The organism is Ralstonia sp. UNC404CL21Col, from assembly GCF_000620465.1.
Taxonomy (GTDB): Bacteria; Pseudomonadota; Gammaproteobacteria; order Burkholderiales; family Burkholderiaceae; genus Ralstonia; species Ralstonia flatus.
Genome location: NZ_JIBE01000007.1, coordinates 20,134 through 41,248, shown reverse-complemented (window position 1 = coordinate 41,248; position 21,115 = coordinate 20,134). Strand labels below are relative to the sequence as shown.

Annotated in this window: 20 protein-coding genes; 5 read left to right on the top strand and 15 right to left on the bottom strand. The window is 66.6% G+C overall.

Annotated elements, in window-relative coordinates; translation table 11 throughout:
• Nucleotides 1-130: 130 nt before the first annotated feature.
• Both mdoH and N511_RS0115765 read right to left on the bottom strand, forming a co-directional pair.
• The gene (mdoH, locus tag N511_RS0115770) at nucleotides 131-2,719 is read right to left on the bottom strand and encodes a glucans biosynthesis glucosyltransferase MdoH (protein WP_027680198.1); all 2,589 of its coding nucleotides are present in this window, start codon (nucleotides 2,717-2,719) and stop codon (nucleotides 131-133) included.
• The gene (locus N511_RS0115765) at nucleotides 2,692-4,278 is read right to left on the bottom strand and encodes a glucan biosynthesis protein G (protein WP_051530959.1); all 1,587 of its coding nucleotides are present in this window, start codon (nucleotides 4,276-4,278) and stop codon (nucleotides 2,692-2,694) included. Before N511_RS0115765 ends, mdoH begins: the two co-directional genes overlap by 28 nt.
• Nucleotides 4,279-4,589: 311 nt before the next feature.
• On the opposite strand from N511_RS0115765, the gene N511_RS0115760 reads away from it, so the two are divergent.
• Both N511_RS0115760 and N511_RS25405 read left to right on the top strand, forming a co-directional pair.
• On the top strand, nucleotides 4,590-5,330 hold the full coding sequence (locus N511_RS0115760) for a hypothetical protein (RefSeq protein WP_027680196.1): 741 nt from the start codon (nucleotides 4,590-4,592) through the stop codon (nucleotides 5,328-5,330).
• A gap of 121 nt (nucleotides 5,331-5,451) precedes the next feature.
• Nucleotides 5,452-5,622 carry a hypothetical protein gene (locus N511_RS25405; RefSeq protein ID WP_180815289.1) on the top strand — a complete coding sequence of 57 codons (171 nt, stop codon included), beginning with the start codon at nucleotides 5,452-5,454 and terminating at the stop codon, nucleotides 5,620-5,622.
• Nucleotides 5,623-5,644: 22 nt separating this feature from the next.
• Here the strand turns inward: N511_RS25405 and N511_RS0115755 are convergent, their stop codons facing one another.
• From N511_RS0115755 to hemA, 6 genes are all read right to left on the bottom strand, one after another.
• Complete coding sequence (locus tag N511_RS0115755; RefSeq protein ID WP_027680195.1) at nucleotides 5,645-6,268, bottom strand: UbiX family flavin prenyltransferase; 624 nt, start codon at nucleotides 6,266-6,268, stop codon at nucleotides 5,645-5,647.
• 19 nt (nucleotides 6,269-6,287) lie between these two features.
• Nucleotides 6,288-6,599 carry a Grx4 family monothiol glutaredoxin gene (grxD, locus tag N511_RS0115750; RefSeq protein ID WP_009241977.1) on the bottom strand — a complete coding sequence of 104 codons (312 nt, stop codon included), beginning with the start codon at nucleotides 6,597-6,599 and terminating at the stop codon, nucleotides 6,288-6,290.
• Nucleotides 6,600-6,667: 68 nt separating this feature from the next.
• Nucleotides 6,668-7,570, bottom strand: coding sequence for a peptide chain release factor N(5)-glutamine methyltransferase (gene prmC / locus N511_RS0115745; RefSeq protein WP_027680194.1), 903 nt, complete (start codon nucleotides 7,568-7,570; stop codon nucleotides 6,668-6,670).
• 97 nt (nucleotides 7,571-7,667) lie between these two features.
• Entirely contained in the window at nucleotides 7,668-8,036 is a 369-nt protein-coding gene (locus N511_RS0115740) for a hypothetical protein (protein WP_009241979.1), read from the bottom strand.
• 179 nt (nucleotides 8,037-8,215) lie between these two features.
• Nucleotides 8,216-9,298, bottom strand: coding sequence for a peptide chain release factor 1 (gene prfA, locus N511_RS0115735; protein WP_027680192.1), 1,083 nt, complete (start codon nucleotides 9,296-9,298; stop codon nucleotides 8,216-8,218).
• Between the two features lie 111 nt (nucleotides 9,299-9,409).
• Nucleotides 9,410-10,717, bottom strand: coding sequence for a glutamyl-tRNA reductase (hemA, locus tag N511_RS0115730; protein ID WP_004634699.1), 1,308 nt, complete (start codon nucleotides 10,715-10,717; stop codon nucleotides 9,410-9,412).
• 231 nt (nucleotides 10,718-10,948) lie between these two features.
• On the opposite strand from hemA, the gene N511_RS0115725 reads away from it, so the two are divergent.
• Nucleotides 10,949-11,191 (top strand): GlsB/YeaQ/YmgE family stress response membrane protein, encoded by a 243-nt coding sequence (locus tag N511_RS0115725; protein ID WP_027680191.1) that lies wholly within the window; start codon nucleotides 10,949-10,951, stop codon nucleotides 11,189-11,191.
• Between the two features lie 31 nt (nucleotides 11,192-11,222).
• Here N511_RS0115725 and N511_RS0115720 read toward each other — a convergent pair whose 3' ends face one another.
• The 4 genes from N511_RS0115720 to ychF form a co-directional block, all read right to left on the bottom strand.
• Nucleotides 11,223-13,181: a hybrid sensor histidine kinase/response regulator gene (locus N511_RS0115720; RefSeq protein WP_027680190.1), complete on the bottom strand. Its 1,959-nt coding sequence runs from the start codon at nucleotides 13,179-13,181 to the stop codon at nucleotides 11,223-11,225.
• A 25-nt stretch (nucleotides 13,182-13,206) separates the two neighbouring features.
• Nucleotides 13,207-13,674: a response regulator gene (locus N511_RS0115715; protein ID WP_024972795.1), complete on the bottom strand. Its 468-nt coding sequence runs from the start codon at nucleotides 13,672-13,674 to the stop codon at nucleotides 13,207-13,209.
• A 26-nt stretch (nucleotides 13,675-13,700) separates the two neighbouring features.
• Nucleotides 13,701-15,989 (bottom strand): ATP-binding protein, encoded by a 2,289-nt coding sequence (locus N511_RS0115710; RefSeq protein WP_027680189.1) that lies wholly within the window; start codon nucleotides 15,987-15,989, stop codon nucleotides 13,701-13,703.
• A gap of 312 nt (nucleotides 15,990-16,301) precedes the next feature.
• On the bottom strand, nucleotides 16,302-17,396 hold the full coding sequence (gene ychF, locus N511_RS0115705) for a redox-regulated ATPase YchF (protein WP_027680188.1): 1,095 nt from the start codon (nucleotides 17,394-17,396) through the stop codon (nucleotides 16,302-16,304).
• 411 nt (nucleotides 17,397-17,807) lie between these two features.
• Here ychF and N511_RS0115700 point away from each other — a divergent pair, with 411 nt between their 5' ends.
• Nucleotides 17,808-18,185 carry a flagellar protein FliT gene (locus N511_RS0115700; RefSeq protein ID WP_027680187.1) on the top strand — a complete coding sequence of 126 codons (378 nt, stop codon included), beginning with the start codon at nucleotides 17,808-17,810 and terminating at the stop codon, nucleotides 18,183-18,185.
• Between the two features lie 31 nt (nucleotides 18,186-18,216).
• On the opposite strand, the gene N511_RS0115695 is transcribed toward N511_RS0115700, so the two are convergent.
• From N511_RS0115695 to N511_RS0115685, 3 genes are read right to left on the bottom strand one after another with little or no spacing between them, the layout of a single operon-like run.
• Nucleotides 18,217-18,690 carry a lytic transglycosylase domain-containing protein gene (locus N511_RS0115695; RefSeq protein WP_027680186.1) on the bottom strand — a complete coding sequence of 158 codons (474 nt, stop codon included), beginning with the start codon at nucleotides 18,688-18,690 and terminating at the stop codon, nucleotides 18,217-18,219.
• Nucleotides 18,691-18,714: 24 nt separating this feature from the next.
• Complete coding sequence (locus tag N511_RS0115690; protein WP_027680185.1) at nucleotides 18,715-19,056, bottom strand: hypothetical protein; 342 nt, start codon at nucleotides 19,054-19,056, stop codon at nucleotides 18,715-18,717.
• 10 nt (nucleotides 19,057-19,066) lie between these two features.
• Nucleotides 19,067-19,456 carry a hypothetical protein gene (locus tag N511_RS0115685; protein WP_027680184.1) on the bottom strand — a complete coding sequence of 130 codons (390 nt, stop codon included), beginning with the start codon at nucleotides 19,454-19,456 and terminating at the stop codon, nucleotides 19,067-19,069.
• Between the two features lie 361 nt (nucleotides 19,457-19,817).
• Between N511_RS0115685 and N511_RS0115680 the strand changes: the two genes are divergently transcribed.
• Nucleotides 19,818-21,113, top strand: a complete 1,296-nt coding sequence (locus N511_RS0115680; RefSeq protein ID WP_027680183.1) for a UbiH/UbiF family hydroxylase — start codon at nucleotides 19,818-19,820, stop codon at nucleotides 21,111-21,113.
• The last annotated feature ends 2 nt before the right edge of the window (nucleotides 21,114-21,115 follow it).

Genomic DNA, 21,115 nt, shown 5'->3' with positions numbered 1-21,115 from the left:
GTTCGTGATGCCATTCTATGAACCGCCGGGCGCTTCAGGTGATACGTAAATCCTACGGATGTAACGGGAAGTAAAACGCCCCACCGGCAAGATGCGGGTGGGGCGCGGTATTTCCGTCAGGCGGCGTTGTTCAGCCTTCTGCAGCCGCCCAGGCCGCACGCTGTTCCGGGGACGACCACACCGCCAGGTGCAGCGCCGACAGCGAGAACGGATCCGACAGCAACACCAGCTTTTGCTTGCCGGTGAGCTTGTCAGGGCCGACCTCCAGCGCGTGACGCACATGGGCTTCGCGCACGGCCACGAGGCGCTTGTCTTGCGGGAAGCGCGCCGTACCAATGGCGCACATCAGCGCGTTGGTGACGGGGTCGACCACGGCTTGGCGGAAGTCCGGCATGGGCGGGGCATTGCGCAGGTGCTTGCGCGTGGCACGCAGCTCGCGCGGCGGGCGCACTTCCTCGGGGATCATGAACAGGCGCAGCCGCCGCATGCGGCGTCCCAGGCTCACGCGGCTGGAGAACACCGACAGCGGGATCGACACGATCAGCGCACCCACAACCGGCGACAGCCACCACAGGAAGCTCGGGTTCAGCCAATACACGATCGCAGCCCAGACGATGCCGATGACGGTGTGCAGGCCGTGGCGGCGCACGGCGTCGCCCCAGTGCGTTTGCGCGTCTTCGCGCGGGGGCGATTTCCAGTGCACCTTCCAGCCGAGGAACGCCGCCGTCACAAAGCGCGTGTGGAACAGCATGCGTACCGGCGCGGCCAGTACCGAGAATGCCGCTTCGATCGCCATCGACAACGCCAGGTGCACCGCCCCGCCAAAGCGCTTTGGCCCCTGAGCCCACAGCACAAGCACGCTGAGGATCTTCGGCAGGAACAGCACGGTGGCCGTGGCGGAAAACAGCGCGGCGGCCTTTTCCGGATGCCACTCCGGCCAGATCGGGAAGAGCTGGCGGGGCTGCGTGAAGTATTCCGGGGCGATCAGCGTGTGCTTGGCCAGCAGGGCTGTCGACAGGAGCAGGAACAGGAACCACAGCGGCGCCGAGAGATACGCCATCACCCCGGTGATGAAGACCGCGCGGTGCACACGGTGGAAGCCCGGCGCGCCAAACAGGCGGAAGTTCATCAGGTTGCCGTGGCACCAGCGGCGGTCGCGGCCCAGCTCGTCGAGCAGGTTGGGCGGCATCTCTTCGTAGCTGCCGTCGAGGTCGTAGGCGATCCACACGGCCCAGCCGGCGCGGCGCATCAGCGCAGCTTCGACAAAATCGTGCGACATGATCTCGCCGGAAAGCGAGCCCTTGCCCGGAATCGGCGCCAGCGCGCAGTGCTTGATGAACGGGTCCAGCCGGATGATGGCGTTGTGGCCCCAGTAGTGCGATTCGCCGAGCTGCCAGTAGTGCAGGCCGGCGGTGAACAGCGGCCCGTACACGCGCGTGGCGAATTGCTGGATACGCGCGTACAGCGTGTCGCGGCCGGCCGCGCGCGGGGCGGTCTGAATGATGCCCGCGCTGGGCGCACCTTCCATCAACTGCACGAGGCGCGTCAGGCAATCGCCGCTCATCACGCTGTCGGCGTCGAGCACGATCATGTAGCGGTACCGGCCGCCCCAGCGTCGGCAGAAATCGTCGATGTTGCCGCTCTTGCGCTTCACGCGGTGGCGGCGCCAGCGGTAGAAGATGCGACCGAAACCATCGAGCGCGCGGCAGATGTGCAGCCAGGCGTCGGCTTCGGCCGTGCGGATGTCCGGATCGCCGGAGTCCGACAGCACGAAGAAGTCGAAGTGCTCAAGGTGCCCCGTGCGCTGCAACGATTCGTACGTCGCGCGCAGCCCCGCGAAGACGCGCTGCACATCTTCATTGCAGATCGGCATGACGATGGCCGTGCGCGCATCGTCCGGAATCGTGGCGTCGGGCGTGGCACGGCGCGAGATGACGAAGCGGTCGCCGTGGAAGGCCAGCAGCAGGAAGCCCGTAATGGCCGTCCAGAAGCCCGCCGATACCCAGCAGAACAGCACCGCAAACAGCACGATGATGATGGCTTCGAGCCAGTCTGCACCGTGATACGGCAGCACCGTGCTCATCGCCCAGGTGGCGGCGACGGTCTGCGCGATCATCAGCGCCAGCAGCGTCAGGCGGCGGCGCGCACCGACGAAGCGCCAGATGCCTTTCGGGTCCGGCGAGTCGGGCGCTTCATAGGGCACCGGCTTCTTGCCGCCGTGCATCCAGCGGTCGATGGCCTTGCGCGCGCGCCAGATCGGGCCGAGCACCCATGGCCACGGCACCATCGAACGGCGCGCGGGGGTGGGGCCGGTATCCAGATGGATGCGGCCCTCGCTGTCGTGCTCAACGGGTGGAGCAGGTTGGGCGGAGGGCTCCGTCGATGCGGCATCGGCGCGCGTGGCGCCATACGCAGCATCCAGGCGCGAACCTACGGAGGCGTAGGCCGGTGCGTCGGTGTCGAGCGAAGTCGTCTGCGCGGGGTCGAGCCGGGCCAGCGCCCGATGCAGCTTGGCAAGCGCCGCTGCATCGTCGTCACCGGCTGCGATGCCCGCGTTGCGCAGCAGCGCAGCCCGCGCGTCGGCAGCCAGCGGCAGCGCCTCAAGGTAATGGTCGGCCACAGACTGCGCTGTGGCAGGGCTGGTGGAGGGGGCTGTGCCGGCAGCACCGGCAGTCTGGGCTGTCGTCACGTTCAGCCCGGAGGTAACAGGTAGCTCCACGTCTCGGAGAGTCCGGTGCCGCCGCTGCGCAGGTAGCCACGCAGTTCAACGGGTTTATCGTCGTCGACACGCTTGAGGCGCACGGTCACGCGCCAGCCGCCGGTCGCGGTGTTGGGTTGGCCGAAGATCGACTCGATCTTGCCGTTGGCATCTGCCGAAAACACCGGCTCAACCGGAGCGTTCGGCGCGAGCTTGGCCAGCGCCGGGCCTTCAAAGTCCACCACAAAGGCGATCGTATCGTCGGGCTTGCGCTCGTCGGGGCGCTTGGTCGTCCAGCCGTGCGAGCGGCGCGTCTGCGCAACCCACGCCAGCGCCGGCTTCTTGTCGGCGTCCTTCTGCCACAGCAGGCGGTATTCGAGATTGAACGGCTGCTGCGGCTTGGGCGGGTTCTCGGGCACCCAGTACGCGACCACGTTGTCATTGGTCTCGTCGGGCGTCGGAATCTGCACAAGCTCCACGCGGCCCGCGCCCCATTTGCCGACGGGCTCGACCCACGCGCTCGGGCGCAGTTCGTAGCGGTCGCCGATTTCCTGGTAGCTGGAGAACGCGCGGTCACGCTGCATCAGGCCGAAGCCGCCGGGGTTGGTCGTCCCGAACGAGCTGACCAACAGGCGCTTGGGGTTCGTCAGCGGACGCCAGATCCATTCGCCCGTGCCGGACAGCACCGACAGGCCGTCGGAGTCGTGCACCTCGGGGCGGAAATCTAGCGCAGGCGCCGGTTGGTTCTCGCCAAAGAAGAACATGCTGGTGAGCGGCGCGATGGCCAGCTTGCTCACGTTCTCGCGCATGTACAGCTGCGCCTTCACCTCGACTGCCGTGTCGCTGCCCGGCTTGATGACGAAGCGGTAGGCACCCGTCGCGCGGCGGGAATTGAGCAGCGCGTAGATCGTCAAGTCCTTGGCGTTGGAGGTGGGGCGTTCGATCCAGAAATCGGTGAAGCGGGGGAATTCCTCGCCCGAATTGAGCGCGGTGTCGATGGCCAGCCCGCGCGCGGAAAGGCCGTAGACCTGCCCCTTGCCGATGCCGCGGAAGTACGACGCGCCCAGGAACACGATGACCTCGTCCTTGTACTTGGGCGTGTTCATCGGATAGTGCACGCGGAAACCGGCAAAGCCGAGCTTCTGCAACTGCTTCGGGTCGAGCTTGACCGGGCCGTAGTCGAACAGGCGCGGATCGAAACGGATTTCGCGCACACCGGCGGGCGACACCTCGTTGATCTTCACGGGCTGGTCGTAGTACGAACCCTCGTGGAAGAAGCCGAGTTCGAACGGCAGCTTGTCGCGGCGCCAGTACGCCTGGTCGGACTTGAAGCGGATTTCGCGGTACTGGTCGTAGCGCAGCTCGCGCAATTCGCGCGGCAGGGTGTCGGCGGGCGCCTGATACGGCTTTGCGGCCAGTTGCTTGGCGCGCGCGGCCACATCGTTGAAGCCAAAGGCCAGCGCGGCATGCGCCGAAGCCAACGCCAACAGGCCGACGGCCAGTCGCGCATAGCCGGCTACCGAACGGGTGCGTGCCGCACGAGCGGCCCCCGGCGTGCGGGAGGAAACAGCGGAGGGAATGTTCAAAATGAGATCGCGTCTATGCGGCGGGCCGAGGAACGTGACGCTTCGGTCCTGCCGGTCATTCGTCTGTGCCGCCGAGATTTTACCCGCCGGACCTTTACGAGATCAAAACCGGCAACATTTTGATAATGTTTCCAGCCGGCATCGGGCCAGTATCCGCGTCAAATGGCGTGTAACCAGGCGGTTTCGAGCGGCTCAGCCATTCGGTTGACGGGAACGCAGGCCGCCTGCCGGCAGTCAGACCCGCTTTCCCGTGCGCCGGGATTCCCGCGTGGCACACTTTCGGCTCTTTTCTCAATGGAGTTCGCATGACCTGCTGGACGCGACGCGCCACTGCAACTGCTGCGCTTGCCATCTCGACCTCGTTGCTCGCGCCCGTGGCGTTTGCCGCACCCGCAGCCAAGGCGGCCCCCAAGGCCGCGGCACCCGCCAAGGCGGTGCGCGACCCTGGCGACGTGGCGGTGCTGCTCGATGCCTTTCCGCTCGGCAAGCCGCTGCGCAAGCTGCCGTCATGCGAAGACGTACGCGCCAATGGCGGCAAGGACGTCGCCGAATACTGCTCCGACGCGCTGGAATCGCATGGCCGCACCCGATCGCTCGGGATACCGCAGACATCGCGCCCGGAGCTGATGGATGGCCCGCAGGCCGTCGTGCTGATCGACCAAGACGGCAACATCGCCGGCATGTTCGTGCCCACGCGCGGCGTGGAGACCGAGCAGCGCGTCTTCCAGGCCCTGTCCGACCGCTACGGCAAGCCCGCGCAGGAGGGCAAGGCGCCGCTCAAGCTGAAGTCCGGCAAGACGGTCGATTCACTGCGCGCGCGCTGGGCGGCCCATCAGACGGTCATCACCATGTATGCGATTCCGGAAGAGCCGCAGAACGGCACCGTGGAATTCCTCTGGGCGCCGCGCGCGGGGGCCGTCATGGACCAAATGCGTGCCGAAGTCGACCCGAACGCATCCAAACCGGCTTCGGCATCTGGTGTGTCGGCTTCGGCTCCGGCCGCGGCAGCGCAGCCACCCGCCGGCAAACCAACGCCTAAGCAGTGAACTTACGGACACGCGTTCGTAGTGTTCGGTTACACGGCTTACACCCGCATGACGCCGGCGTCGCCCGCACCGGCTTATAACGTCCCCATGGCCTCACTCGCGGGGCCGAAGGACGCTAATCATGAAAATCGTGGCTCTGGCCTTGTTGGCCGCGACGCTTGGGGGTTGTGCCGTGTATCCGGCACCGGTGGCTGTGGCGCCTGCGCCGGTCTATGCGGCACCGGCTTATCCCGCCTACTACGGCGGCTATTGGGGTGGACCGTCGGTGTACTTCAATTACCACCGTCGCTGACCGGCGGTCGGCTGATCGGCGTTTAGTCCGTTGAACGCAAGCCCGGCCAGCCGGGCGCCAACGTCTGCGGCAGGCCCAGCAGGTCCAATACGCGCCCGACGGTGTGGTCGACAAGGTCGTCGATCGTCTTGGGGCGCTGGTAAAAGCCCGGCACGGGCGGGAACACGATTCCGCCCATCTCCGTGACCGCCGTCATGTTGCGCAGGTGCGCCAGATTCAACGGCGTTTCGCGCACCATCAGGATGAGGCGGCGGCGCTCCTTGAGCGTGACGTCGGCCGCGCGGGCGATGAGGTTGTCCGACAGGCCGTGCGCGACGGCCGCCAGCGTCTTCATCGAGCAGGGCGCTACCACCATCGCTTCGGCAGCAAAGGAACCGCTCGCGATGGTGGCGCCGATATCGCGGACGTTATGCACGACGTGCGCCAGCGCTTCCACTTCTTCGCGGGCCATGTGCAGCTCGTGCTGCACGTTCATCAGCCCTGCGGGCGACATCAGCAGGTGCGATTCCACGCCCGCTGATTCACGCAGGCCCTGCAGAACCTGCAGCAGCCGCACCCCGTAAATCGCGCCCGACGCGCCCGTGATCGCCACGATGATGCGGCGCACGGGTGGCGTTTGCGCGGTGGCGTTCGGGGTCTGGGTCACGCTGAAACGAGAACGCAGCTCATGCAGCCAGCAGCGGTTGCAGTTCGCCGCTCTGGTACATCTCCATCATGATGTCCGAGCCGCCGATGAACTCGCCCTTGATATACAGCTGAGGAATGGTCGGCCAGTTGGCGTAGTCCTTGATGCCCTGGCGGATTTCGTCGTCTTCCAGCACGTTGACGGTGTGCGGACGGTCCACGCCGCAGGCCTTCAGGATCTGGATGGCGCGGCCCGAAAAGCCGCACATCGGGAATTGCGCGGTGCCCTTCATGAAGAGGACGACGGGGTGGCCTTTGACGATCTGGTCGATCTTTTCGTGCGTGGTGCTCATGGGGAGACTCGATTGGGTGAGGGGCGGCAGCTGGGTTGCGGCGCTGCCATCCACATTGGAAAACCCGTCTATTTTAGCGAGGAACTCGCCCCGGCGTTTTGCCCCAGCCATTGCCCGCCGCTGCAGCGGTCGTGGCCGGCCAGATCCTGCGCGGTAAAGACGTTGGCGAAGCCGGCGCCGTTCAGTAGCGCACGCACCGGCTCGCCCTGGTCGTAGCCGTGCTCGAGCAGCAGCCAGCCCCCAGACACCAGCCGTGCAGGCGCTCCGGCGACGATGCTGCGCAGGTGGCGCAGGCCGTCATCGTGGTCGGTGAGGGCGCTGGCGGGTTCGAAACGCAGGTCGCCCTGATCGAGATGCGCGTCAGTGGCGGCGATGTACGGCGGATTGCTGGCGATCAGGTCGAAGGCGGAAGGCGCATCGGCATCGGCCAGGGCGCCATACCAGTCACCCAGCGCAGTCCGGACGTTGCTGGCGCCGAGCGCCTTGGCGTTGTCGATCGCCACGGCCAGTGCATCGGCGGAGGCATCGGTGGCCCATACGCGCGCGTCGCGCCGCGCCAGCGCAATCGTGATGGCGATGATGCCGCTGCCTGTGCCCATGTCCAGCACTGCCGGCGCATCGCGTTCTTCCAGGCGGTCCAGCGCTTGTTCGACCAGCAATTCGGTGTCGGGGCGCGGGATCAGCACGGCGGGCGTCACCTTGAAGGCGCGCCCGAAGAATTCGCGTTCACCCAGCAGATACGCCATCGGCTCGCCGGCCAGGCGCCGCGCCGCAAGTTCGCTGATGCGCGCGCGCGCAGCCACGTCGATGGCGCAGGTGTCTTGCGTGATGAGTTGCACGCGCGACAGGCCCGTCACGTGCGAGACCAGCATGCGTGCTTCCAGTGCGGGCAGGCCGGCACGGGCCAGCGCTGTCAGCGCATCGGCCACGCGAGCAAGGGTTTCGGGCGGAATGACGGGGGAAGACGACACGGCAACAGACCAGCAGCGAAGATCGGGCGCACAAAATAACACGGGCCCGGCCGATGTGGCGCGGGCCCGCGGGCGGGTCGGTGAGGTGGAGCAGCGCTTACTGCTTGGTCGCGTCCTTGACCTTGTTGGCCGCTTCCTTGGTGGCGTCAGCCGTCTTGTCTGCCGCAACCTTCGCCGCGTCGGCCGTCTTGTCGGCCGCGGTCTTGGCGGCCTCCTTGGCCTGCGCCAGCGCGCCCGAAGCGGAGACCTGCGCGTCCGAAGCCGCTTGCGACAGTTCCACCTTGGCGGCGTCCGCGGCCTTGGTCACGGCGGTGCCGGCGTTGTCGAGCGCCTGTTTGGCGGCGTCCTTCGATTGTTCCATCGCGCTCTTGGCGGCCTGGTCGGTGGCGTCGTCTTTCTTGCCGCAGGCAGCCAGGCCCAGTGCGAGGGTGGTAGCGACGGTAATGGCCAGCAGTTGGGTACGCATTGCGATTCTCCTAATCGTGATGTTGCCGCGCTTGTTGGTGAGTGCGCCGGATGCGACCGGCGATGCACTCGGCGTGATCGAGATCGATTATAGGAACGCGAGGCCGGCCCGCCATCGCGCAAAGCTGTATCAAACGCAAGTGAATGTTACGGAGAGGGCGCTTTTTAACGATTGGGCGCTCAGGCGTCTTCACCCAGGGCCGCAAGCTGCTCGGCTTGGTGCTCAGCGGCCAACGCACCGACAAGTTCGTCGATGTCGCCGTCCATGATCGCGTCGATCTTGTACAGCGTCAGGTTGATGCGGTGATCGGTCACGCGGCCTTGCGGGAAGTTGTACGTGCGGATGCGATCGGAGCGGTCGCCCGAGCCGATCAGGCTCTTGCGCGCGCTGGCCTCCTTGGCTTGCGCCTCACGCTCCTGGCGATCCTTCAGGCGCGCGGCCAGGACTTGCATGGCGCGGTCCTTGTTGCGGTGCTGGCTGCGGTCGTCCTGGCACTCCACCACCAGGCCGGTCGGCAGGTGCGTGATGCGCACGGCCGAATCCGTCTTGTTGATGTGCTGGCCGCCCGCGCCCGACGCGCGGAACGTATCGATGCGCAGATCCGCCGGATTGATCTGGATGTCGGCCAGTGCGTCGGCCTCGGGCATGATCGCCACGGTGCAGGCCGACGTGTGGATGCGTCCCTGCGCCTCGGTGGCCGGCACGCGCTGCACGCGGTGGCCGCCAGACTCGAACTTCAGGCGCGAGTACGCACCTTCGCCCACCAGCCGCGCGATCACTTCCTTGTAGCCGCCCAGGTCCGACGGCGATTCGCTCACGATCTCCACCTGCCAGCGCTGCCGTTCGGCGTAGCGCGTGTACATGCGCAGCAGGTCGCCGGCAAAGAGCGCGGATTCATCGCCGCCTGTGCCGGCGCGGATTTCCACGAAGATGTTGCGATGGTCGTTCGGGTCTTTGGGCAGCAGCAGGCGTTGCAGCTCGCCTTCGAGGGATTCCATCCGCTCGCGCGCCGCGCGGAGTTCGTCCTCCGCAAACGCCTTCATGTCCGGATCGGACGCCAGCTCCTGCGCGGTGGCGATGTCTTCCTCGGCCTGCTTCCACGCGGCAAACTGCGCGACCACGGGCTCCAGCTCGGCGTGTTCGCGCGTGAGCTTGCGGTATTGGTCGAGATTGGCGGTGGCGTCTTCACGCGCAAGCAGCGCGTTGATTTCGACGATGCGCTCGGCCAGTTGGTCGAGCTTGGACAGCATGCTGGGCTTCATTCGGGCAGTCGCGGAGGGAAACGCTGGAAGCGAAGGCGGCGCATGATACCGCGCCAGACGTTGCGCGCCCGTCGTGAAAAAACATGCGGCGCGCGTGCGATGCGCTGGCCGCTAGCGCTCGGAGTGGCTGGACTGGCGGAACAGCGCCGGCAGCAGGTCGATGAGTTGTTCGCGGCCTTCGCCCTGCGCGTGGTTGAGCGCATGCGTCGGGCCGTGGAGGAATTTCTTGGTCAGCGCCTGCGACAGCGCTTCGAGCACCAGCGCCGGATCGTCGCCACGCGCGAGCATGCGCTGAGCGCGTTCCAGTTCACCTTGGCGCAGCGTTTCAGCCTGCGCGTGCAGATCGCGGATGATCGGCACCACGCTGCGCGCATCGAGCCAGTGCATGAAGTTCAGCACGCGCGTTTCGATGATGGCCTCGGCCTGGGCCACGGCAGCCTGCCGCAGCGCGTTGCCTTCGCGCACGATGGCGCCCAGGTCGTCCACGGTGTAGAGGAACACGTCGGACAGGCGTGCGACTTCAGGTTCGATGTCGCGCGGCACGGCCAGGTCGACCATGAACATCGGGCGGTGGCGGCGCTGCTTGATGGCGCGCTCCACGGCGCCCAGGCCGATGATGGGCAGCGTGCTGGCGGTGCACGAGACGACGATGTCGAACTCGGCAAGCTTGGTCGGCAGTTCAGCCAGACGCACGGCGCGGGCATTCAGACCCTGGTTCGACAGCGATTCGGCGAGCTTTTCGCCGCGTTCCAGCGTGCGGTTGGCGATCACCACCTCGCGCGGCGTCTGCGCGGCGAAGTGCGTGGCGCACAGCTCGATCATCTCGCCGGCGCCGATGAACAGGACGCGCTGATCCGCAATCGATTCGAAGATGCGTTGCGCCAGGCGCACGGCGGCGGCGGCCATCGACACGGAATGCGCGCCGATCTCCGTCGTGCCGCGCACTTCCTTGGCCACGGCAAAGGTGCGCTGGAACAGCTGATTCAGGTACGTGCCGAGGGCGCCCGCCTCGGTGGCGGTGCGCACGGCGTCTTTCATCTGGCCGAGGATCTGCGTCTCGCCCAGCACCATCGAATCGAGCCCGCTGGCCACGCGAAACGCGTGACGTACCGCCAGCGACTGGCCGAGCGAATACACATGGGGCGCGAGTTCGCCGGCGTCGATGTTGTGGTGCTGCGCCAGCCAGCGAATCGCATGCTCGTGCGCGGTCTGCTCAGGCAGGTTGCCGTCGGTCGCGCAGTAGATTTCGGTGCGATTGCAGGTGGACAGAATGGCGGCTTCGGCCGTGCTGCGGAGGTGCGGCAGATGCTGGCGCAGCGTGCCCAGTGCGGGCTTCAGCTGCTCGAGCGGAAACGCCACCTTCTCGCGCAGGGAAAGCGGCGCAGTGTGGTGGTTGATTCCGAGGGTCAGCAACTGCATGTGGGGCGGCCGGTTAAGGAACGGCACGAATTTTGAGCACTCTGGATTATAACGCCCGGCCCCCGGATGAGCAGGAGGCAGGTCAAATCTGGTGATACGTGCAGACGAATGTCGATTATTCGTCACGTAACCGGCAGTGCGTCCATGCGGCCTTCTCCGTGGCCTTCTGCGCCGTCCTGCGCTAAGGTACGCGTCCAGTTGAATCGCTCAAGAGCAATACGGAGAACAGGCATGGGGTGGATCGGGCCGCTGTGGATCGGGCTGGCGGTGGGCGTGGCGGCGCGTTGGCTGCATCCCACAGGCAAACGCTTGGGTTGGCTCCCTGCGCTGGTGACGGGTGGGATTGGCGCGTTGGTCGGTTACTACAGCGGCCAATTCGCGCACCTGTATGCGGATGGGCAGATCATGGCGTGGACGGCCGCCGTGGTGGGCGCCATGCTGCTGCCTGCGGCATGGGGCCTGGTGCGCCGCTAGGGCAACTGCCACTGCGGCATTCTGGCGCGGCTCAGCTTGCGTCCACGCCTGCGGTTCGCGCATCGCGCGCGGCCAGATAGCCCGCCAGGAGTGTCTCCAGCCGCTTGAAATCCACCGGTTTGGTCAGGTGATCCGTAAAGCCCGCGTCACGGCACCGGGCGATATCGTCTTCCATACCGTAGCCGGTGATTGCGATCGAGGGGGCAGCCTGCCTCTCGGCGAATACGCGCACCACGTCCAGGCCGCTGCCGTCCGGCAGACCAATATCGCTGATCAGCAGATCGAACGCACCCGACTCCGCGGCTTGCATGGCCGAGCGCGCGCCGTTGGCAACGGTGACGCTGTGGCCGAGGATCTCCAGCATCTGCGACATGGCTTCGGCCGTATCGGCGTTGTCTTCTACCAGCAGCACATGCAGGCCGCGCGTCGGCTGCTTGCGCGGCATGGGCGGGGAGGGCGGTGTCTCGGGTTGCGCCATCTCGGTCGCCAGCGGCAGGGTGAGCGTGAACGTGGCGCCCTCGTGGCGGCCGGCGCTCTCGGCAATCAATGAACCTTCATGCTTCTGCACCAGCGCATAGGCAATCGCCAGGCCCAGGCCGAGCCCGCCAAAACGCTGCGTGATCGATGCATCGGCCTGTTCGAACGCCGAGAAGATGCGCGGCAGCGCTTCGGGTTCGATGCCGATGCCGTTGTCCTTCACGGACACGGCAACGGCAGAGGGCGACGGGTTCCAGACCCGCACCTCGATGGCGCCGCCTTCGGGTGTGAACTTGACCGCGTTGCGCACAAGGTTCCAGATCACTTGCTGGATGCGCGCCCCGTCGGCATACAGCCGGCTGCGGCCCGCCTCGAAGCGCGTCTTGAGCGACAGCCGCTTGGCCTGCATGTCGTTGCGCGACATCTCCAGCGTGCTTTCCAGCAGCGGATACAGGTCGACCAGCGCAAAGCTCACCGCCAGCTTGCCGCGCGCAATGCCCGTGATGTCGAGCAGGTCGTCGATCAGGCGCGCTTCCAGCTCGGCATTGCGGCGCACGACTTCGAGCTGCGCCACCACATACGCCGGCAGGTCTTGGCGCATTTCCAGCAGATGCACGGCGGTCAGGATGGGTGTGAGCGGCGTGCGCAACTCGTGCGACAGCACGGCCAGGAAGTGGTCCTTGGCGTGGTTGGCGGTCTCGGCTTCTTCCTTCGCGCGGCGCAGGGCGTCGGCCGCGATGCGCTCTTCGGTGGAGTCGCGGATGATCTTCGAGAAGCCGACCAGTTGCCCCGTCTCGTTGTGGATGGCCGTGACCACGCTCGATGCGTAGAACGGCGTGCCGTCCTTGCGCAGCATCCAGCGGTCGTCGGTGAGGCTGCCTTCGCGGCGCACGCGTTCGAGCTTGCGCTGGAATTCGCCCGCCTCGCGCGCGGCCTGCGGATACAGAATCTCCGCCGATTTGCCGAGGATGTCTTCACGCGCATAACCAAGAATGCTGCGCGACGCCGCGTTCCACGTGCGCACGATGCCCTGCGGGTCGAGCGAGAGCACGGCGTGCTCCTTGAGCGCGTTGATCAGCAGGCGGAAATGCGTTTCCGCTTCGCGCAGCGCGGCTTCGGCGGCGATGCGCTGGCGGCGTTCGGCCGCTTCGGCCAGCGCCCGCAGCAGCACCACGGGCAGGCGCTGCAGGCGCTGCTTGATGACGTAATCGGTGGCGCCGCGCTTGAGCATGTCGACCGCGTGCTCCTCGCCCAGCGCACCCGATACGAAGATGAACGGCGTTTGCGGCGCCATGCGGCGCGCAATGTCCAGCGCCTCCGCCCCCGTGAACTGCGGGAGCATGTAGTCGGCCAGGATGGCGTCGAAGGTGCGCGCGCTGAGTTGGGCGATGAAGTCCGTCTCGTTGTCGACCAGCGTCGTGTCGGCTGGCAGGTTGGCGGTTTCGAGCCGTGCGCGGGTGAGTTCCGCGTCGAGCGGATTGTCTTCGACCAGCAGCAATTGCAGATTGGGCATGGGGGCGGATGCTCCGGATGGGCGGTTAGCTCGCCGGCAGCAACGTGCGGCGTGCCCGCGTGGAGCCGGGCGGCGGTTCGTTGAGCACTGCCCAGAATACGCCCAGGTCGGCAATCGCGTCGACAAACGCCCGGAACTCCACCGGCTTGACCACGTAGGCGTTGACGCCGAGTTCGTAGCTGCGCAGCAGGTCCGTTTCTTCGCGCGACGAGGTCAGCATGACCACCGGCAGGCTCTTGAGCGCGGGCGTTGCGCGGATCTCCGCCAGCACTTCCAGCCCGTCGACCTTCGGCAGCTTCAGGTCGAGCAGCACCACGGCCGGATTACCGGGCACGCGCTGCGCGTAGAGATTGCGCGCGTGCAGGTAATCCAGTGCTTCGGCGCCGTCCCGGGTGACGACCACATCGTTGGCGAGCTGGCTGCGCTCCAGCGCCAGCAGCGTCAGCTCGAGGTCGTTCGGATTGTCTTCGACGAGCAGGATGGGTTTGAGCATGGTGACAATGAACGTAGAAAGAACGATCAGGCATCGCGGGTCGCGGGCGAGCGGAGGCCGGCTCCGGATGCCGCCAGCGGGTCGGGCGAGCGCGGCAGCGCGAAGTAGAACGTCGCGCCGCGATCAAGCTCGCCCTCGGCCCAGGTGCGGCCGCCGTGGCGATCGATGATGCGCCGCACATTGGCCAGGCCGATGCCGGTGCCCTCGAACTCATCCATGCGATGCAGCCGCTGGAACACGCCGAACAGCTTAGCTACGTATTCCATCGAGAAGCCGACGCCGTTGTCGGCAATGCGCACGATGGTTTCGGTGTCGGTCTGTTCGGCGTCGATATGGATGCGCGCCGGATCACGGTCACGCGTGTATTTCACGGCGTTGGAAAGCAGGTTGCGCATCGCCAGTTGCAGGAACGCCGGGTCGGCGCGCACCACCGGCAACGCGGCGATGTTCCATTCGATATGGCGCCGGCCCTGGTCCATCGTGAGGTCGCGCACGACGCCGCGTACGAGCTGCGCGAGGTCGACATCGGTCAGGTGCAGCGCGCCGCGGCCCATCTGCGAGAAGGTGAGCAGATCGTCGACCAGCTTGCCCGCAAAGCGCGACGACTCCGAGATCGTCTGCAGAAAGTGTCGCCCACGCTCCGAGACGTGCTGGCCCTCCATCTCGTCGAGCAGTTCGGCATAGCCGGCGATATGGCGCAGCGGTGCGCGCAAGTCGTGCGACACGGAATACGAAAACGCTTCGAGTTCGTGGTTGGCGCGGCGCAGCTCGCTCGTCAGTTCCGCAGCTTCTTCGGCGCGGCGCAGCACGATGTTCAGGACGGCGTAGCGGAACTCCGCGGCAGTTTCCACTTCGCTGGTGCGCCACGGGCGCGAAGTGTGCGCGATGTGCTGCTGCCAGTGGCGTGTGCGGCCCAGCATGTTGCGGCTGTCGTGGTCGACGGCTGCGTCCGGCGCGTCGCCCGCCCAGTGCACGGTCTGCGGCGTTTCGGGGCGGAACCACAGCACGTAGTGGCGATGCAGCTGGGAAACCTGCACGGCCAGCACGCCGCTGGCCTGCGGCAGTAGCGCGGCGCCGTCCGGATAGGTGCTGGCCAGCCGGTCGGTGTGGAACACCTCGCCGGGGTGTTCCTTGGCAAGCCATTCGGTCAGCCGCAGGATGCTCGCCTCGTCTGGCGCCGCGCCGATGCGCACACACTCGCCCTGACGCACGATGGCCGCGCCGCTGGCTGACGCAAAGCCCAGCAGATCGGCGGGGTGCTCGAGCAGGCCTTCGTGGAAATGGTCCCGGTCGGCCATCGCCGCCAGCAGGCGTACCAGGATGCGTCGCAGTTCCAGGCGGTGCGCGATCTCCGCGCGGTCTTCCTTCGCTTCGATCTGCAGCGACAGAATCTGCGCCAGGTGTTCGCACGCCGTGCGCACTTCGAACGACAGCGAACACGGCGTGGCATGGTGACAGACGATCAATCCCCAGAGATCGCCGCGCACGGTCAGCGCCAGCGTGAGGGAAGCCCGCGCGCCCATGCCGCGCATGGTTTCGCGCTGTGCTTCGGACGCGGCGCGCAGGGCTGCGTAGGCCAGATCGGTCGCCCGTCCGGTGGAGGGATGCAGCGGCGGCACTAGACCGACGGGCGTGTCGTCGACGTCCGCCACCAGACGCAACGGGTTGTGGCTATACAGACTGCGCAATTCCGGCGTCATGCCGGCGCCACGCAGGTGTGTGCCGGCCAAGGTGTCATAGGCAGCGTCACGCGCTTCGGCGAGCGCCTGCAAGGAACCATCGCTGTCGATCCGGTAGATCGTGACGCGGCCAAAATCGGTGAGGCGGCGAACCTCGCGCGCGGCCACGTCCGTCAGCGCATCGACCGTGTTGACGGCCTGCAGGCTGGCGACGAACGTGCGCACCAGCGGGTACATCGACGCAAACGCGCCGTCGGCCGCATGCACGGCGGGCTCCAGCTCCAGGATCAGCGTGCCCTTGTGCCGGTGCACCACCGCGTCGAGCGCGTGCCCGTGCGGCGTCTGCAGCGTGCCGATATAGAGCGGATGGCCGTCGATGCTATGCGTAGCCACGGCGCGCTCCAGCACCTCACGGCCCGCGCTGCCGGTCACACGTTCGACGGGCCCTTGCAGCGCGGAGGCCAGCGGTATCCCCAGCGCAGTCTCCAGGTTTTCGCTGACCTGATGGATGCACAGATCGGGTTCGGACAGGCACAGCAACACACCGCGCGACTGGATGGCAGCGTTGCTGCCGATGCCGGGCGAGGCGTCGATGTCGTCAACTGCAGACAAGGGCGGGGGCGATTGCGAACTCATGGCGTTGGGCGAGTGCGCCGTCCCAAGTGCCTCGGCTGAACGTGCCAGGCGGGAGCGGCGGGCTGCCCCGGGCGTCGAGCCTGCCGGGGTTCAGCGTATCCGCCGTGGGCTACGCAACCGGCGTGCCAGGGACGCGAAAGTGGCGCAGTGACGCCCGTTGGCGAGCATCAAAGTCGCAGGGGCGATTTCGCTCGCGTGTAAAAAAGTGATGCCGGGCCGCCTCAACCTTACAACCGCGGGGCCACATTTTCAGGCGCGCGGCCATGAAAAAAGCCCCGCAGGCGAGGCGGGGCTTTTAGGGACCAGTGCGGGTCAGACGTTGAACAGGAAGTGCAGCACATCGCCGTCCTTGACGATGTATTCCTTGCCTTCTGCGCGCATCTTGCCGGCTTCCTTGGCACCTTGTTCACCCTTGTACTGGATGAAATCCTCGTACGAGATCGTCTGGGCGCGGATGAAGCCGCGTTCGAAGTCGGTGTGGATGGCGGCCGCGGCGCGCGGGGCCGTGTCGCCGATGTGGATCGTCCAGGCGCGCACTTCCTTCACGCCGGCGGTGAAGTAGGTTTGCAGGCCGAGCAGCTTGAAGGCCGCGCGGATCACGCGGTTCAGGCCCGGCTCTTCCATGCCGATGTCGGCCAGGAATTCGGCCTTGTCGGCGTCATCCAGATCGGCGATTTCGGCTTCGATGGCGGCGCACACGGCCACCACGGGCGAATTCGTCTGCGCAGCGTAGTTGCGCACGGCGTCCAGATGCGGGTTGTTCTCGAAACCGTCTTCGCGCACGTTGGCCACGTACATGGTCGGCTTGGCGGTGATCAGGCACAGCGGCTTGAGCGTCGCCCACTCGTCCTCGGTCAGGTTCAGGCCACGCACGGGCTTGGCTTCGTCCAGCACCTTCTGTGCTTTTTCCAGCACGGCGACCAGCTTGGCGGCTTCCTTGTCGTTGCCGGACTTGGCGGCCTTGGTGTAGCGCTGCAGCGCCTTTTCGACCGTACCCAGGTCAGCGAGGGCCAGTTCGGTGTTGATGACTTCGATGTCGGCGATCGGGTCGACCTTGCCGGCGACGTGGATCACGTTTTCATCTTCGAAACAGCGCACCACGTGCGTGATGGCGTCCGTCTCGCGGATGTTGGCGAGGAACTGGTTGCCCAGGCCCTCACCCTTGGAGGCGCCCGCCACCAGGCCCGCAATGTCGACGAACTCGACCACCGCCGGCAACACGCGCTCGGGCTTGACGATGTCGGCCAGCGCCTGCAGGCGAGCGTCCGGCACTTCCACCACGCCGACGTTGGGCTCGATCGTGCAGAACGGGTAGTTCTCGGCGGCGATGCCGGCTTTGGTCAGGGCATTGAACAGGGTCGACTTACCGACGTTCGGCAGACCGACGATGCCGCATTGGAGGCTCATGGTGAAAAAGGCTCTGAATCAAGGGGTTGCGTGACGCGGGAGGAGGCGGCAGCACAGTGGAATCCGGGCTGTGCGCGTCGTTCACGGAAAGGCGTGATTGTAACCGCTCCGGGTGCGTTCTCGCCCCGGAATGAAAGCGCATTCGGTCGGGCAAGGCGCTCGGCGGCTCGCGGTGTGAAGGCGTTACGGCCTCGTTACGCGTTACGTTCCAGAAACGTAACAACTTCGCCCCGAGCGGCTGTTTTTCAGGCCTGCGATGCCCGCCGCCGGACGCTCTCCGTATCCTGCGAACCCAAGCCAGCAAAGGCTTTGGCGGCATTTCCGGGCGGGTGGGAGGCGGTTCGGCACCGGCCGGGCATGCCTATTGCACTGGCTTGCTCCAAACAACAACATTTGACTCTGGAGCACAGAATGTCCTGGACCGTCGCCACCGCCGCTCGCCCGATCCATACGGTTTCCGACAGCGCCGGCTTGTTCGCCTGCTACGAGGCCATCGCCAGCCTGTCCGAAGACATGGTGGATGCTGCAGAACGCGGCGACTGGGACGAAGTGAGCTTGCTCGAGCGCGAATGCGCGGCCCACATGGAGCGCCTCGGCCACGGTCTGCGCCCGGCCTTGTCCCAGGAAGAGGTGCAGCGCAAGCGCGACCTGATGATGCGCATCCTGGCCAACGACGCCCGCGTGCGTGCGCTGGTCTGCCCGCGTCAGGATGAACTGATGCGCCTGGTCAGCGGCGAGCGCCGCGCCATCGGCGCACGTCAGGCCTACGCCGCCGTCTCGTACTACTGAGCGGCAGCCCGGTTCCGGGGCCGGACCCGATTCAGCGGTCGGCCCGCAATTCCCCCCACGACATCAGCACCCGCTGGATGCTCCGCGCATAGGCGTCGCGGTGGACGGGCGTCTCGGAGTGATACGCGCCGATGGCCCGCCACGTGTTTCCATGGCGAACCATTTTTTGCTTGAGCAGCCAGGCCGCCACGAACACGTTGACGCAGGCGTCGGTCAGCGCATGGCGCGGTACGCCGTAGCGCGCCAGCGTGCCGAAGTGAATCGAGTTGATCTGCGCCTGGCCAATGTCGACCGAGCCATCGGCGTTGCGGTGGATGGCGGCCGGGTCGCCCTTCGATTCGAACCACACGATCGCGCGCAGCACCGTCGGGTTGACGCCCTGATAGGTGCCGGCCTGTTCGAAGCAATCGCCTGACGCTGCGTGCGCCGCCACGCTGGAAGCCGCCAGCAAGAGTGCCGCGGCAAGGCGGCGCCAGTTCAAGCAAAGAAGGCGGGCGAGGGGCATGACGGCTCCGGCGGCAATCGTGGATTACTTCTGCAGGGCCACTTCAAGCTGACGCTCGATGCCGGCCAGATACGTGTGCGAGGCCTCCGACACCACCATGCGCGGCACGGGCTCGGTTGCCTTGCGCCACTGCGTGGTCACAACCTTGCGCTTGCCGCCGCGCGTGTGTGCCGCGGGCTGGGGCTCGATTTCGCCGCTACCGCCGCCGGGCGGCAGCATCGCCAGCGAGGGCAGGGGCGGATAGACGCGGTCGGGCGCCGCGGCCGTCGCCGGCATCAGTGCATCGGGCGGGGCGGCAAAAGCCGAGGCGGCCGGGACGCTCAGCAGGCCGACGGTGAGCGGGAAGAGCAGATGGGTCATACGCATGACGTTCCTCTTAGTCCTGCGTGCGGATCGTCACGCTGTAGGGCTGGCTGGCGCTGACGGTCAGGTTTTCCAGGCGCACGTAGCTGGCACGCTGGGCCGGCACGCCGTTCCACAGCGCCTGATTCAGATAGCGGAAATCCTGGGCCAGTGCGGCCACCTGGATCGTCGCCGGCCGTTTTTGCGCAGCGGCAAGCGCGCCCGCCTTGGTCAGCACGGCGGTCAGTTGCGGGTCATGCGCGCCCAGCGCGTCGGGCGGGATGGCGAAGGTCATGACTTCGCCCGTGGGCGCGGTGCGGGCCACGGGGGCGGGGGGCTGGGCGGGCATCTGCGCACAGCCGGCCAGTACCAGCAGCGCGGCCAGCATCAGCGATACGGCGGAGCGTTCGGAACAAGTCCACATGGCGATGAGAAATGCGTGGATCGGACCCGCACTGTATCGGCGGGGCACGTCCTTCAAAACGTCGAATTACCCGGCTTTTATCGTCCATCCCGGCGGATGACTTGAGTGCTTGCGCGAAGGTGTAAATGGCGTCACATCAGGGTTTGCGGGCAGGAGACGTGTTTGCCATATTTGCGGCGCAGGTCGCACATATGCGTCCTGAATATGCGGCGGACGCATCAGTGATCTAAAGCGGCTTATGTGCCTCTTTGACTCGATAGGCGTAAACCCCGAGCCCAGAGGCAGCGGCGCTTGTATCCCGCGCGACACTTTTGCGCGCCCGCAAGGCCGCAACACCCCCCGCCGCTATAATCGGCTCACCATGAATACACCCGCGTTTTCCTCTTCCAAGGCGGCTTCCCGGGAGGCTGCGCCCTACCACTTGGCCGTGGTGGGCGGCGGCATCGTCGGGCGTGCCTGCGCCCTGCGGCTGGCGCAGATCGGCTTGCGCATCGCGCATATCGCACCGCCCGCGCCAGCCGCCGCGCCCGCCGGGCCGGACGCCTGGGACGCGCGTGTCTACGCGTTCTCGTCCAGCTCCCAGGCGCTGCTGGACCAGTTGCGCATCTGGCCGGCGCTCGACATGACGCGCGTGCAGCCGGTGCACGACATGCGCATCTTCGGCGATGACGCTGCCGCGCGCGGCGAGCACGCCCACCCCGACCTGCACTTTTCCGCCTACGCAGCCGGCACGCCGCAATTGGCGTGGATTGCCGAATCGTCGCTGGTCGAGCGCGCGCTGGAAACGGCGCTGCGCTTTGCCCACACGGTGCAGACCTTCCCGCATGCCGCCACCGGTTTCGAAATGGAAGCCGACGCCGTGCGGCTGACGCTGGCGGACGGGCAGACGATCCGCGCGGAATGCGTGATCGGCGCCGACGGCAAGCATTCGTGGGTGCGCGAGCAGGCCGGCATCCAGGCCGAAGCGAAGCCGTATCGCCAGCTTGGCGTGGTCGCCAACTTCCAGGCCGAACACTGGCATCAGGACACCGCGTGGCAATGGTTCCTTGGCGCCTCCGCCGAGCAGGCCGCCGCCACGGATGACGCCGCCCCGGTACGCGGCGAGATTCTCGCGATGCTGCCGCTGCCCGATCGGCGCGTGTCGATGGTGTGGTCTGCCAGCGAGGACCACGCCCGCGAATTGCTCGCGCTGTCGCCCGAGGCGTTGTGCCGCGCGGTGGAAGCTGCGGCGGGTGGCGCCATCGCCGCTCGCTTCGGACGCTTGTCGAACATCACGCCTGCGCAGGGTTTTCCGCTCGTGCTGCAACACGCCAGCCGGGCCGTCGCGCCGCGCGTGGCGCTGGTAGGCGATGCGGCCCATGTGATCCATCCGCTGGCCGGCCAGGGCATGAACCTCGGGCTGCGGGATGTGTCCGAAATCGGTCGCGTGATGGCGGAACGTGAAACCATGCGCGATCATGGCGATCTGAGGTTGCTGCGCCGTTACGAACGTGCCCGCCGCGAAGATCTGCTTTCGCTCACGGCCGCGACGGACGGTCTGCACAAACTGTTCGCCCTGCCGGGCGCGCTGCCCCGCACGGTACGCAACGCGGGGATGCGCATGGTGGGCATGACGCCATTTATCAAACGCTTGTTGATCAAGCACGCACTCGGCTGAGG

Coding starts and splice junctions, on each gene's coding strand:
- N511_RS0115760 (WP_027680196.1), top strand. CDS start 4,590: ATGACCTGCTGGACGCGACGCGCCACTGCAACTGCTGCGCTTGCCATC.
- prfA (WP_027680192.1), bottom strand. CDS start 9,298: ATGAAGCCCAGCATGCTGTCCAAGCTCGACCAACTGGCCGAGCGCATC.
- N511_RS0115700 (WP_027680187.1), top strand. CDS start 17,808: ATGTCCTGGACCGTCGCCACCGCCGCTCGCCCGATCCATACGGTTTCC.
- N511_RS0115695 (WP_027680186.1), bottom strand. CDS start 18,690: ATGCCCCTCGCCCGCCTTCTTTGCTTGAACTGGCGCCGCCTTGCCGCG.
- N511_RS0115720 (WP_027680190.1), bottom strand. CDS start 13,181: ATGCCCAATCTGCAATTGCTGCTGGTCGAAGACAATCCGCTCGACGCG.
- N511_RS0115725 (WP_027680191.1), top strand. CDS start 10,949: ATGGGGTGGATCGGGCCGCTGTGGATCGGGCTGGCGGTGGGCGTGGCG.
- N511_RS25405 (WP_180815289.1), top strand. CDS start 5,452: ATGAAAATCGTGGCTCTGGCCTTGTTGGCCGCGACGCTTGGGGGTTGT.
- N511_RS0115710 (WP_027680189.1), bottom strand. CDS start 15,989: ATGAGTTCGCAATCGCCCCCGCCCTTGTCTGCAGTTGACGACATCGAC.
- ychF (WP_027680188.1), bottom strand. CDS start 17,396: ATGAGCCTCCAATGCGGCATCGTCGGTCTGCCGAACGTCGGTAAGTCG.
- N511_RS0115715 (WP_024972795.1), bottom strand. CDS start 13,674: ATGCTCAAACCCATCCTGCTCGTCGAAGACAATCCGAACGACCTCGAG.
- N511_RS0115680 (WP_027680183.1), top strand. CDS start 19,818: ATGAATACACCCGCGTTTTCCTCTTCCAAGGCGGCTTCCCGGGAGGCT.
- N511_RS0115690 (WP_027680185.1), bottom strand. CDS start 19,056: ATGCGTATGACCCATCTGCTCTTCCCGCTCACCGTCGGCCTGCTGAGC.
- N511_RS0115685 (WP_027680184.1), bottom strand. CDS start 19,456: ATGTGGACTTGTTCCGAACGCTCCGCCGTATCGCTGATGCTGGCCGCG.
- hemA (WP_004634699.1), bottom strand. CDS start 10,717: ATGCAGTTGCTGACCCTCGGAATCAACCACCACACTGCGCCGCTTTCC.
- N511_RS0115740 (WP_009241979.1), bottom strand. CDS start 8,036: ATGCGTACCCAACTGCTGGCCATTACCGTCGCTACCACCCTCGCACTG.
- grxD (WP_009241977.1), bottom strand. CDS start 6,599: ATGAGCACCACGCACGAAAAGATCGACCAGATCGTCAAAGGCCACCCC.